The sequence below is a fragment of the Caulobacter sp. GW821-FHT10F06 genome, assembly GCF_058809215.1.
In genome coordinates this window covers 422,899-435,005 of record NZ_JBXASK010000005.1, presented here as the reverse complement: position 1 = coordinate 435,005, position 12,107 = coordinate 422,899, and the positions used below count along the sequence as shown (strand labels likewise).

The 12,107-nt window shown below is 66.5% G+C and carries 11 protein-coding genes; 7 read left to right on the top strand and 4 right to left on the bottom strand.

From position 1 onward, the window contains the following. Both AC1RUS_RS14050 and AC1RUS_RS14045 read left to right on the top strand, forming a co-directional pair. On the top strand, window positions 1-477 hold a 477-nt coding region (locus AC1RUS_RS14050; protein WP_492917096.1), incomplete at its 5' end, for a UDP binding domain-containing protein. Next, complete coding sequence (locus AC1RUS_RS14045; RefSeq protein ID WP_492917128.1) at window positions 474-1,448, top strand: NAD-dependent epimerase/dehydratase family protein; 975 nt, start codon at window positions 474-476, stop codon at window positions 1,446-1,448. The genes AC1RUS_RS14050 and AC1RUS_RS14045, both read left to right, overlap by 4 nt. A 6-nt stretch (window positions 1,449-1,454) precedes the next feature. Here the strand turns inward: AC1RUS_RS14045 and AC1RUS_RS14040 are convergent, their stop codons facing one another. Beyond that, window positions 1,455-2,225, bottom strand: a complete 771-nt coding sequence (locus AC1RUS_RS14040) for a metallophosphoesterase (RefSeq protein WP_492917094.1) — start codon at window positions 2,223-2,225, stop codon at window positions 1,455-1,457. 266 nt (window positions 2,226-2,491) lie between these two features. Here AC1RUS_RS14040 and AC1RUS_RS14035 point away from each other — a divergent pair, with 266 nt between their 5' ends. The 3 genes from AC1RUS_RS14035 to AC1RUS_RS14025 all read left to right on the top strand — a co-directional run bounded on the left by AC1RUS_RS14035 (window position 2,492) and on the right by AC1RUS_RS14025 (window position 6,198). Then, window positions 2,492-4,138, top strand: a complete 1,647-nt coding sequence (locus AC1RUS_RS14035) for an FAD-dependent oxidoreductase (protein WP_492917092.1) — start codon at window positions 2,492-2,494, stop codon at window positions 4,136-4,138. Between the two features lie 20 nt (window positions 4,139-4,158). Then, on the top strand, window positions 4,159-5,358 hold the full coding sequence (locus tag AC1RUS_RS14030; RefSeq protein ID WP_492917090.1) for a glycosyltransferase: 1,200 nt from the start codon (window positions 4,159-4,161) through the stop codon (window positions 5,356-5,358). A gap of 72 nt (window positions 5,359-5,430) precedes the next feature. Beyond that, window positions 5,431-6,198, top strand: coding sequence for a hypothetical protein (locus AC1RUS_RS14025; protein WP_492917088.1), 768 nt, complete (start codon window positions 5,431-5,433; stop codon window positions 6,196-6,198). On the opposite strand, the gene AC1RUS_RS14020 is transcribed toward AC1RUS_RS14025, so the two are convergent. Genes AC1RUS_RS14020 through AC1RUS_RS14010 form a run of 3 tightly spaced genes read right to left on the bottom strand, consistent with a single transcriptional unit; the run spans window position 6,142 to window position 9,438 of the window. Beyond that, entirely contained in the window at window positions 6,142-7,284 is a 1,143-nt protein-coding gene (locus AC1RUS_RS14020; protein ID WP_492917086.1) for a glycosyltransferase, read from the bottom strand. The two genes, AC1RUS_RS14025 and AC1RUS_RS14020, sit on opposite strands and share 57 nt — an antisense overlap. Beyond that, window positions 7,277-8,602 carry an O-antigen ligase family protein gene (locus AC1RUS_RS14015; protein WP_492917084.1) on the bottom strand — a complete coding sequence of 442 codons (1,326 nt, stop codon included), beginning with the start codon at window positions 8,600-8,602 and terminating at the stop codon, window positions 7,277-7,279. Before AC1RUS_RS14015 ends, AC1RUS_RS14020 begins: the two co-directional genes overlap by 8 nt. Next, window positions 8,599-9,438: an endonuclease/exonuclease/phosphatase family protein gene (locus AC1RUS_RS14010; RefSeq protein WP_492917082.1), complete on the bottom strand. Its 840-nt coding sequence runs from the start codon at window positions 9,436-9,438 to the stop codon at window positions 8,599-8,601. The genes AC1RUS_RS14015 and AC1RUS_RS14010 overlap by 4 nt, the downstream gene beginning before the upstream one ends. A gap of 440 nt (window positions 9,439-9,878) precedes the next feature. On the opposite strand from AC1RUS_RS14010, the gene AC1RUS_RS14005 reads away from it, so the two are divergent. Both AC1RUS_RS14005 and AC1RUS_RS14000 read left to right on the top strand, forming a co-directional pair. Next, window positions 9,879-11,108, top strand: coding sequence for a lipopolysaccharide biosynthesis protein (locus AC1RUS_RS14005; protein WP_492917080.1), 1,230 nt, complete (start codon window positions 9,879-9,881; stop codon window positions 11,106-11,108). A gap of 34 nt (window positions 11,109-11,142) precedes the next feature. Then, a complete protein-coding gene (locus AC1RUS_RS14000) occupies window positions 11,143-12,069 on the top strand; it encodes a glycosyltransferase family 2 protein (RefSeq protein WP_492917078.1) in 927 nt (308 codons plus the stop codon). Window positions 12,070-12,107 lie beyond the last annotated feature (38 nt).

The window sequence follows — 12,107 nt, the reverse complement described above, 5'->3', positions numbered from 1 at the left end:
TACGGCGCGCCCGTGCGGCTGATCGAGACCACGGTCGCGGTCAACGACGCGCGCAAGAAGGCGATGGCTGACAAGGTCGCCAACGCCATCGGCTCCGACGATCTGTCCGGCAAGACCATCGGCGTCCTGGGCGTGACCTTCAAGCCCAATACCGACGACATGCGCGACGCGCCCAGCCTCGACATCCTGCCGGCCCTGCAGGCCCTGGGCGCCAAGGTCCAGGCCTATGACCCGGAAGGCCGCCACGAAGCCGAGAAGATGCTGCCGGGCGTCGACTTCAAGGCCGGCTCCTACGAGGCCGCCGAAGGCGCGGACGCCTTGGTCATCCTGACCGAGTGGGATCAGTTCCGGGCGCTCGATCTGGACCGCCTGAAGTCACTGATGGCCACGCCCGTCGTGGTCGACCTGCGCAACGTCTACAAGCCCAGCGAAATGGTCCGCCACGGCTTCACCTACGCCAGCATCGGGCGGGGCTGAGCATGGCCGATCCCGTCATCATCACCGGTGCGGCCGGCTTCATCGGCATGCACGTCGCCGAACGCCTTCTCGATCGCGGCGAGACGGTGATCGGCGTCGACGTCTTCAACGCCTATTACGATCCCGCCCTGAAGGCCGCCCGCGCCGCCCGGCTGGACGGCCGCGAAGGCTTCACGATGGTCCGCATGGACATCGCCGACCACGAGGCCCTGCTGGACCTGGTCAAGGGCTCGGGGGCCAAGCGGGTTGTCCACCTGGCCGCCCAAGCCGGCGTGCGCTACTCGATCGACAACCCCTTCGCCTACGAGCGCAGCAACCTGGCCGGCCATCTGGCAGTGCTGGAGGCCTGCCGCCATTCCGGCGTCGAGCATCTGGTCTACGCCTCGTCCAGCAGCGTCTATGGCGACCGACCGCTCAATGGTTCGGGCTTCAAGGAAAGCGATCCGGCCGAACAGCCGGTGTCGCTCTACGCCGCCACCAAGCGCTCCTGCGAGCTGATCAGCCAGAGCTATGCGGCGCTGTACGGCTTCCCGCAATCGGGCCTGCGGTTCTTCACCGTCTACGGTCCCTGGGGCCGGCCGGACATGGCCTATTACGGCTTCACCCAGAAGATCCTCGCGGGCGAGCCGATCGAGGTCTATGGCGAGGGCAAGATGGCCCGCGACTTCACCTATATCGACGACATCGTCGACGGGATCATTGGGGTGCTCGACAACCCGCCCGCCCAGGGCGGCCACGAGGTCTACAACATCGGCGACAACGATCCGGTCGGCCTGATGGAGATGATCTCCACCCTCGAAGCCGCGCTCGGCGTCGAGGCCAGGAAGATCATGCGCCCGATGCAGCCCGGCGACGTCACCGCCACCTTCGCCAATATCGACAAGCTCAACGCCCTCACCGGCTACAAGCCCAGGATCAAGCTCGCCGAGGGCCTGCAGCGCTTCGTCGAATGGCGCAGAGCTTACGGCTGACGCCGGCTACAAACGGCGCGGACGGTCCTTCTCCGACAGGATCGGCGGCGGCACGTCCCACGCGGTCCGCTTGTCGACGGTCTGCAGGAAGCGGCGCGTGTCGTTGAACAGCGCCAGCGCCGTCAGCACGCCGGTGGCGCAGGCCCCCGTGTCCAATCCGATCTTGTCGCCCTCGACCAACGGCGCCTCGAACGGCGTATGGCCGAACACCACCACACGTCCTGGCAGGGCGTCGTCCGTGGCCAGGAAGGTCTCCCGGATCGACATCAGGTCGGCGGGCCTCTGATCCTGCAGTTGCACGCCGGGCCGCACCCCGGCGTGCACGAACACATAGTCGCCGAAGGTGGCGCAGTAGTGCGTGCTTTCCAGGAAGGCGATGTGTTCGGGCGGAATGGCCTCGGTCAGCTGTTCGCAGGTGGCCAGCCAGGCGCCGTCATCGGAAATCGTCTTGGGCACGGGCACGCCGTACGAGGCCAGCGTCGCCGACCCGCCGAAATTGATCCAAGCTTTGCCGAGCAGCGGCTGGGTCAGGAAATCGAGCAGGAACTGATCGTGATTTCCGCGCAGCGCCATCAATTCAATGGAATCGTCCTGCTGCAGCTCCATCAGGGTTTCGATGACTTGATTGCTGGCGCCGCCCCGGTCGATATAGTCGCCCAGGAAGACGAGGGCCGGCGGGTACGGCGTCACATGCTGCTGATGGTCCTGCCTGATGATGTCCAGCAATTGCCGCAGCAGATCCACGCGCCCATGAACATCGCCGATAGCGTAGATCAACTTCCCGGATGGAATGACGGGTGGGGGCCTAACCGCTCGCGGTTGAGCCTTCGCTTTGCGAAAGCCGAACAAATGCGCTCCTTAGTGTCTTTGGCGGCCGGCTCCGGCGCCCGCCAACGGACATCCGGCGCCGCGTAGGATATGCCACGACTGGACCGTCAAACCTTCTTGCGCTTCATGGTTCCTGAATCAAGGGCGCATCAACATCGTTTTAGGATCGCTGTTATACGAGGGCGCATCTCGAAACGGCTCGGAGCACCCGCCCCATGATCATCGGCTGGGCCGATCTACCGCTAGAGCCGATGGCGGATATCTGTGTCGTGGGCGGCGGCGCGGCGGGCCTGACCCTCGCCAACAGCCTCATCGCCTCGGGTTTGTCGGTGCTGGTCCTGGAGGCCGGCGGTCGACGCGAGACTAAGGCCTCGCAGGACGTCTATCGCGGCGAACTGGTCGATCCGCGCAGCCATCCCTGGCTGCATAACTTCCGTGTGCGGGCCATCGGCGGAGCCAGCCGCATCTGGGGCGGCCGCTGCATGCCGTTCGACCCGATCGATTTCGAGCAACGCGACTGGGTCGCCGGCCCCGGCTGGCCCTTCGCCCTGAATACGCTGACGCCCTATTATCGTGCGGCCCAGGACGCGGCCGAGGCCGGCCCGTTCGACTACGATCCGGCCACCAGCCTGCCGGGCGAGCAGACCGAATTCGCGCCGGGCCTGGACGGTGACGTCCTGCGCACACGCCTCGAGCGCTTCAGCCGGCCGACGGACTTCTGGCGACGGCACGAAGAGGCGCTGGCCAAGGCGGCCAATGTCCGGGTGCTGATGGACGCGCCGGTCACCGCGATCCGCCTGACCTCGGACGGACGCCAAGTCGATCATCTTGAGGCGCGCGATCCCGACGGCAAGGTCGTCGCCGTCAAGGCGCGGCGCTACGTGCTGGCGCTGGGCGGCCTCGAGACGGTCCGGTTGATGCTGGCCTCGAACGACGTCAAGCCCGCCGGGATCGGCAACGACAGCGACCATCTCGGCCGCCACTATATGAGCCACCTGGCCGCCACCGCCGGCGAGATCGAATTCGCCGAGCCGGAAAAGGTCGCCTTCGACTACGCCCTGGACGCCGGCGGCGTCTATGTGCGGCGGAGGCTGGCGCTGACGGCGGAGGCCCAGCGCGAGCTGCGCTGCCTGAACGTGATCTTCCGCACCCAGTTGCCCGATCCCAGCGATCCGGCGCACGGCGATCCGATCCTGTCGGCGATGTTCTTGGTCAAGGATTTGGTGCTCTACGAATACAGCCGGAAATTCCGCGAGGGCTCGCGTCCGCCGTTCGCCCACCTGCGCCATGTCGGCAACGTCCTGCGCAATCCCGGCCGCCTCGCGGTGTTCGCCGACACCTGGGTGCGCAAGCGTATCCTGGCCGACCGCAAACTGCCGTCCGTCGTGCTGAAGTCCCGAACGGGCCGCTACACCATGGAATTCCACGCCGAGCAGGTCCCCAATCCCGACAGCCGCCTCACGCTGTCAGAGGACCGCGACAGCCTGGGCATGCCGAGACTGCGCGCCGACTGGCGGATGAGCCAGCAGGACACCGACAGCCTGCTCAAGGCCTATGCCGTATTGGGACGCGAACTGGAGCGTACAGGCGTCGGTCGTCTGAGTTACGATCCCGAAGAGCTCGTGCAGAAGGCCAGGACCGAAGGCGCCTATGGCGGCCATCATCTCGGCGCGGCCAGAATGTCTCTCGATCCAAGCCAGGGCGTGGTCGATGAAAATTGTCGCGTTCATGGCGTCGAAAATATTTTCGTCGCCAGCGGGGCTATTTTTCCAACTTCCAGTCAGGCAAATCCTACCTTAACCATCTTGGCCCTATCGCTGAGATTAGCCGAACATTTAAGGCTAGATCTCGAAGGACAATGACACTCCACGCGCGCCCGCATATGACCCGCCCCCGCGTGGTGATGGTCTCGACCCGAGAGCTCGATGGCAAGCGTATGGATGGTCGTCTTCGGATCGCCCACGCCATCCGCGCCAGCCTCGCCCACGACACCGACCTGAGCGTGGTGCGCCTGCCGTCGGTGCTGACTGACATGTCCGTGCGCCGGATCTGGGAATCCCTGACCACCTGGATCGCCAGCCTGCTGCGAGGCGAACCCTTGCCGCTGCAGTGCGCGCTGTTCGCCGCGTCCAGCGACCACAAGGCCATCATCGCCCAGATCCCCGACGACTGCGTGGCGGTCTATGCCGACGGCGTCCGGACCTATTCCCTGATCAAGCGCCTGCGGCTCACCCGGCCCGACCTGCGCGTGGTGGTCGACCTCGACGACCTGATGTCGCGGCGGATGTCGCTGCTTCTCAAGGCCAGCCAACCGCTGTCGCCCGGCTATCTGATGCAGCGCCTGCCCAAGCCGCTGCGCGCCTTGGCCATGTCGCCCTGGATCGGCCAGCTGATCGTTCGCTACGAGCGCCGAACCCTGCGCGCCACCGAGGTGAAGCTGGCCCATCTGGCCAACGCCATGGTGCTGCTGTCGTATGAAGACGCCAAGGTCCTGGTCAACCAGGGCGGCGAGCGCGCCCGCTCGGTGGTCGAGGTCATACCGCCGCCCAGCTTCAACGTCTCCGAGCCGACCAAGCTGCGCGCGCCGCTGCGGTTCGTGTTCATCGGCTCCGACACCCAGACCCAGAACCGACTGACCATCGACTATCTGGTCGACCTCTGGAAACGGCGAAACCTGACCGCGCCCCTGGCCTTCTACGGCCTTTGGATGCGCGACATCCAGCTGCCGTCCCACATCACCTCCAACGGCTATGTGGACGACCTCGCCGACGTCTATGACAGCTCCAGCGTCCTGCTGACGCCCTCGCTGATCGCCGGCGGCGTCAAGACCAAGGTTCTGGAAGCCTTCGCCCACGGCGTCGCGGTGATCGGCAGCTCGATCACCTTCGAGTCGATGGACACCGGCGACTATCCGCTGCGGGTCGACGACGAGGAGGAGCTGGTCAAGCTCCTGACCGCGCCCGACGACCAGATCCAGCGCTTCGAGGCCGCGGCCAAGGCCGGCTCCGACTACATCAAGCGGGTTCACAGCCTCGACGTCTTCGGCGCCCGCTGGCGCGCCATCATGACCGCCGACGCCTAGACGCCGTCAAACAAGCTGGACCATAATGCGGCGCGGCTAGGCGTCGTCGCCCGCGTCCCGAAAAGGCAAGACTTGGCTTCCTCCAAACGCCCGCGCACGGCCAGGACGACCAACGCCGAGGGCGGTCACGTCGGCAAGGCCTCGCGACGCTCCAAGCCCGCCCAGAGCCCCGGGTCGAACGCTGTCCGGCTGGCGATCGTGGCCGGTCTCGTGGCCGGCGCCGCGTTCGGCGTGTCGATCACGCGCGACGCGATCATCACGGCGGAACTGGAATCCCGCGCCTCCGACATCATCAAGGGCGTGGGCGGCGGCTATGCCGCGCCGACGGCGGACCCTTGCGCCAAGCGCTGCCCGCCGCGCGCCCTGGCCGCCAGCGCCGTGATCCTGATCCTTGGGCCGCCCGATCGGCGCCCTCAGAACGCCCGCCTGACCCTGGCCGAGCAACGGCTCACCCAGGCGCTGGAGACCCGCCCCACGGCCGGCAACTGGTGGACCTGGCTCGCCTATGCCCGCGCCGTGCGCGCCGGCGTCACCCCGGACGTGCTGAAGGCGTTCGAGACCGGCTATCGGGCCTCGCCGTTCCTGCCCGTCGAAGGGGCCTGGCGCATTCGCTTTGCCGGACTCAACTGGTCGCGACTGAGCGCCGACACCCGTCGTCGCGTGACCGAAGAGGCGGTGTGGCTGCGAGCGATCGACCTGAACGGCGTCGCGCCGGCCTTGGAGCCCGATTCGGATCCGGCGGCGATCGGCGCCATCCAGGCCGCCCTCGCCAAGGCTCCTCTGTCAGTTGCGAACGGTGGGAGCCGGGGTCCAGGTGGCGTAGGTGCGCTTCGTAAATAGCGCTTCGCACTGACCCCAGGCCACGCCCGCCAGCGCGATGCCGGCGGTCAGCACCATGCGGGTGTAGGGCAGGTTCACGACCGCGCCGAGCAGCAGCAGCACGCCCAGCAGCGCCGCGCCGGCCAGGGGCAGGAGCGAGCCGAAGAACACGCATAGCGCGCTCAGGAACAGGATCCCGGTGATCGCGATGTTCACCGGCGTCATCCACTTCACGACCCGGTGCGAGAGATAGGCATAGAGCACGATCGGCTCGGCGCGCCGCAGCTTGGGCCACAACGCCATGTGCACGCGGGTGGCCTGGCAAGAGATCCGCGCCTTGCGCTTGAATTCCTCGTCCCAGCGCGTCGCGCTGCGCTCGGCCACCATCACCGACTGGGTCGAAACCACGCGCTTGCCGGTCAGCAGGGCCGATACCGAAACATAGAAGTCATCGATCAGGTCGTTCGGCGGCGGCGAATAGGCGTCGCGCTCGATCACGAACATCGCGCCGTCGACGCCCATCAGGCCGACGGTGCGACTTTCGAGGGATTTGATGAACTCCTCGATGCTCCAGTAGATCGCGCCCGAGGCGCTGACGCCGGTCTCATCGGGATTGGTGTAGAGCAGGCGCGCGGACGCGCAGCACACTGTCGGGTCCTGCAGCGCGGCCGCCAGACTGGTCAGGCTGTCGGCCGGCACCTGAACGTTGGCGTCGGTGAAGGCGAGCAGGTCGCTCTGCGTCGTCGAGACCAGGTCCTTCAACCCCGCCGTCTTGCCGCGCCGTTCTTCCGAGACCACGAGGCGCACGCGGTCGGCATAGGGCTGCAGCAGCGCCGCCGTCGCATCGGCGGAGCCGTCGACATAGATATGGATGGTGGCGGGCCCATAGTCGGCCGCCATGGCCAGAAGCTGCTCGACCTTGGCGACGATCACGCGCTCTTCGTTGTAGGCCGACATGCAGATCGCCACGGACGGACGGGTCCAGTCGTCCGACAACACCCATGGCTCGCGCGGGCGCAGCAGCGACAGGGTCAGCGGATAGATCGTGTAGGGGTGGATGGAGAGGACGAAGAAGATCGCCGCCAGGCCCAACAGAACCTCAAACATGGGCAGGCTCCGGGGCCGACAGGGTGGTTTTCCGAACCGGAGCTCTCAGGCCCCACACCGCCCCGAGCAGGACGAAGGCAAGGCCTGCTAAGGCGGGTACGTTGAGCGCGATGTCAAGAAACGAACAGGCGACAGCCAGCACCCAGGCAGCCAGCATGCCGATCGCGGTGGCGTCCAGGCTCCGGGCGCCGGGGCGCTTGACGCCGATCTGGATCAGGCAGGCCGCCAGCCCCGCCAGGATGAGAACGGCGTAGGGCGCGCCGCCTTCCATGGCCGACTGCAGGATGGCGGCGTGCGCGGCGCCGTTGGGCGAGAAGGCGAAGGCGTTGCCGACGGTCAGATGCGCCATGTTCCAAAGCTTGAACGTGCCGAGGCCGGCGCCGAACAGCGGCGCCTCCGTCAGGCCCTGGGCGTAGTGGCGATAGCTTTCGGCCCGGGCGACGGCGTCGGCCGACACCGTGTCCCAGCGCGAGGTCACCTGCCCTCCGGCGAAGATCGCCCCGCCCGCCAGCAGCAGCAGCGAGACGCCCAGTATGATCTTGTTGCGCGAGCGATGGGCCGCGATGGCCGTGACGACCAGGGCCAGCACGACGGTGACGCCCAGGCTGGTGCGCGAGACGGTCAGGGCGCAGGCGCCCAGCGCCGCGATCAGGCCGCACGCCGACAGCGCCAGGGCGATGTAATCGCGCAGCGCCGACGTTCTAAGATCCATGTGCTCCAACTGCTTGTGCATGAGCCCCAGGGAAACCAGTCCGATCATTCCAAAGACACAACCGGCAGCGTTGGCGTTTAGCAAGGTGCCCGAAAAGCGATAGGTGTGGGCGCCCTTCGACTGCCCCCAAACCGTCAAGGGATGAACCTGTGCCGCCCAAAGTGAAAACAAGGTGTAGAAAAGGCCGATCGCCACCATCCAGAGCGTCAATCGTAGGAAACGTCGGCGCGATTGTGCAACGAGGCTCGCGCCCAGGGCGCCGGCCACCAATCCGATCAGTTTGAGCAGCTCCAGCGGAGCGGCGTCGCGCGCCAGCCGCAGCGGCGCGATGCGATCGGCGATCAGGATCCATCCGATCATCAGCGCCACCAGAGCCGCACAGGGCGCGGCGCGCAGCCAGAAGCGCGACGAGGTCTGACGCCACAGCAACGCGATGATCGCCAGGGTCGCCGCGATCTGGACCATGGCGAAGATCGCCGCCAGGGCGTCCTCGTTGGCGGCCAGGGCGATCAGCGCCAGGAACAGGGGAACCACGACCAGGCCGCAGAGGACGTGGCTCTTGGCGTCGTCGACGCGTCCAGGCGACAGGAGGGCGCCGCGGCTCATGGCTCGAACGCCAGGGTGGTGAGGACGCCGTAGTGGTCGGACCCGCCGGAAGCGACACGCCGCATCTTGGCGACCTTCCAGCTGCTGCCGGCGAACACCTGGTCGATCGGCAGGAACGGGACCGGGAAGGCGAAACTGCCGTCGGACAGCGGCATGCGCTGAGGCCAGGTCGCCAGGCCGTGCGTACGGCGCGCCAGCACGACGCCATGGTCGATCCGGCGCATGGCGAAGGACCAGGGCACGCGGTTGAAATCGCCGACGAAGATCGCGCGCCGGGGATCGGCGCCCGCGATCGCTTCCACCGTCTGGCGCGCCTGGGCCTCGCCCACGCCCTTGATGTCCGGATGGACCAGGTGTGTTCCGATCACCTCGAAGGAGCCCGTCGGGCCGCCATCGATCGTGGCGCGGATCAGGGCCAGGCGGTCATAGTCGGGCGGCAGCCAATCGGCGACGTGATAGTCCCAAGCCTTGATCGGGCGGCGTGACAGGATGGCCATGTAGCACCACTCCGACTTCTCGGCGCAGTTGGCCCGATAGGGATAGGCGCTCGCCAGCTTGGCGGCGATGTCGATGGAATTGCCCCGCACTTCCTGCAGCACGACGATGTCGGCGTCGGCCTTGAGGATGGCCGCCACGGTCTGGCTGGGCCTGGCGTTGCTGGTCCACAGATTCTGGGTGAGCAGGGTCACGGTCGGCGCGCCCGGCGCCGGCTTTGGCGCCCCGATCCCGGCCGCGAACTCGGGCCCGACCAGCCACAGGCTGGCCACCGCGCCCAAGCCGCCCAGCGCCGCCTTGCCCCAGGCGCGGGGCGCACGGCGCAGCGACAGCGCGCACAAGATCACGCCCGCCAGACCAAACAGCGGCGTACCATGCGTCAAAAGATCGAGAGTACGGCTGAACGCGCCGCCAAGCGCCAGGACGCCTAGAAAGGAGAGTATGCATAGAAGTCCGACGCCAATGCGGAGCGGTGAAAGGCTCACGCCCCGCCTCGCTTTCAACGCCACGCCGCCAGACTTCATCTAAGCTCCGATATGCCGCTTTATCACGACGCATCCGTCGCGGAGACATAAAGCCATCTATTTGCGTTTATCCTGTCTCTTCCTAGTGGTCCAACCATGAATAGACATAAAAAGAGTTTGTCGCCGCCGATCGAAACAGTTTGTTGGCGAGTTTCCCGCCAATTACGAGCCCGACTATAGCTTTGACTGGCGGCGAGGATAATCGGTTGATAAGCAACCCAGTTATGGACCTTGGGCTCGCGCGCTTCAAATCCGTCTTGCGCATGATGGAGCAGCGGATCCCCAGGATCGCCTCCTTCGCCGATCAGGGATTCCAGGGCGTCGCCAACATGCTGGCCAGCGCTTTGCTGGCCCGCGCCTTCGTCCATGCCGACTTCGCCATCATCGGCATGATGATCGGCGCGCACTATTTCGGATGGGGCCTGCACCGCTCGCTCGTCGTGTTGCCCTTCATCCTCGACGCCAGCGACAAGAAATCCCAGCACGACGTCATGGACGCCTGGTGGTGGATCAATATCGCAGTGTGCGTGGCGCTGGGAGGCGGGCTCTATCTGATCGCGGCCATGGGCGGCCTGATCACGGCCTCCGACTGGATCCCCAAGGCCCTGCGCTATGCGGCGATCGTCTCGCCGGCCATCTGCACCCTGGAATTCATCCGCCGTCGCCTGTACCAGGCCGAACGACCGATCGCGGCGGCCTGCTGCTCGGCGCTTTACGCGACCCTGCTGACCTGCACCGCCGCCGGCGTGCTGATCTTCAAGGGCAGCCTGACGTTCGGCGCCATGGCCTGGCCGATCGGCGCGGTCGCCGGCATCATCGGCGGACTGATCCTGGTGACGCCGAAGCTGGTGTCCCTGCCCCGGATCATCGACGTCTGGACCGGCCACTGGCGCTTCGCCGTCTGGATGGCCCTGACCTCCATTCCATTCGCGATCTATACGACCGCCGTCATCCTGCTGGTCGGCGTCTTCGGCGGCGCCTCGGCGGCGGCGGGCTTCACCGCCGCACGGACCCTGACCAATCCCGCGATGGCGGCCGTCGCGGCCGTGGACACGCTGGACAAGCCCCGCGCCGCCCGCGCCCTGGCCACCCACGGCAAGCAAGGCCTTCGGACCTCCATCGCGGCGACCCGCCGGACGGTGTGGCTGCTGACCACGCCCTATCTGCTGATCGTCGGCATATTGTCGCCGCTGCTGCTGAACCTCGCCTTCGGCCAGGACTACGTCGTCTATGCCGTCGGCGTGTCGCTGATGGCGGTCGGCTTCTTCTTCAGCGGCCTGACCCAGCCTTGCGAGACGGCGCTGATCGTCCTGCGCGTCTCGCGACCGATGCTCGCCATCCGCACCATGACCGCCGTCCTGACCGTGGCCGGCCTGTGGGCAGTCGGCGAACGTTTTGGCTTTGTCGGTTGTGCCGCAGTGTTTCTCACCACGAACCTGATAAATATGACTGCGCTCGGTTTTGCCGAGCGGCGTGCGAGCGCGTAGAAAGACCGCCCGGGGGGGCACGAGATTGAGTGTGATGAAGGCTCCGAACCCGGACCCGCGTCCGCCGGACGGCGTGCGCTTTTCGGTCGTGATCTTGACCTATGCGCGGGACGTCGCGCTGAAGACCACGCTGGATCGCCTGGAGCAGGCGGTCAGCGGCCGCACCGACGTGGAAGTCATCCTGGTCGACAACAATGTCGACGACGTCGATCGCACCCATTTCCTGGCGCCCTTCGCGGCCGGCCGTGTGGTCAAGACCGGCGAGAACAAGGGCGTGTCGGCGCGCAACGACGGCATGGCGGTGGCCCGGGGCGAGATCCTGGCCCTGCTGGACGACGACGTCCTGCTGGAGACGCCCGACTTCCTGGATCGGTTCGCCGAGATCTTCGACAGCCATCCCGAGGTCGGCGTCGTCAATGTGCGCAAGCTCGACGGCAAGACCATGACCCTGCTGGCCGAATGCGTGCCGCACACCCGCAAGTCCATCGACACCACGAAGCCGTTCCTGACCTTCCGCTTCATCGGCGGGCTGGTGGGCCTGCGGCGCGTGGTGTTCGAACAGCTGGGCGGTTTCAGCCCCGACTTCTTCTACGGCGCCGAGGAGCGGGAATACTCCTATCGGATCATCAAGGCCGGCTGGAAGATCTACTTCAGCCCCGACATCGGCGCCATCGAGACAAACGACACGGGCGGCCGCAAGCCTCGGGCGCAGCTGTTCACCGAGGTGTTGCTCAACACCTATGTCATCGCCTACCTGCACAAGGCCTGGCTGAGCGCCCTGATCGACGTCACGCTGTTCACCACCCTGCTGGTCGTCAAGGAGCGGGGTCAGATCGATGTGCCCGACGCGATCCGCCGGTTCTTCGCCTGGCTTAAACGTCCTGATCACGCCAGGCGCGATCCGATGGACAAGCAGGCGCTAGACTATATCCGCGCGTGCGGCGGCGCGACCTGGCGCTAACGAAAAAGGCCCGCCGCCTGATCGGGCGACGGGCCTTT

Coding starts and splice junctions, on each gene's coding strand:
- AC1RUS_RS14035 (WP_492917092.1), top strand. CDS start 2,492: ATGATCATCGGCTGGGCCGATCTACCGCTAGAGCCGATGGCGGATATC.
- AC1RUS_RS14030 (WP_492917090.1), top strand. CDS start 4,159: ATGACCCGCCCCCGCGTGGTGATGGTCTCGACCCGAGAGCTCGATGGC.
- AC1RUS_RS14020 (WP_492917086.1), bottom strand. CDS start 7,284: ATGTTTGAGGTTCTGTTGGGCCTGGCGGCGATCTTCTTCGTCCTCTCC.
- AC1RUS_RS14015 (WP_492917084.1), bottom strand. CDS start 8,602: ATGAGCCGCGGCGCCCTCCTGTCGCCTGGACGCGTCGACGACGCCAAG.
- AC1RUS_RS14000 (WP_492917078.1), top strand. CDS start 11,143: ATGAAGGCTCCGAACCCGGACCCGCGTCCGCCGGACGGCGTGCGCTTT.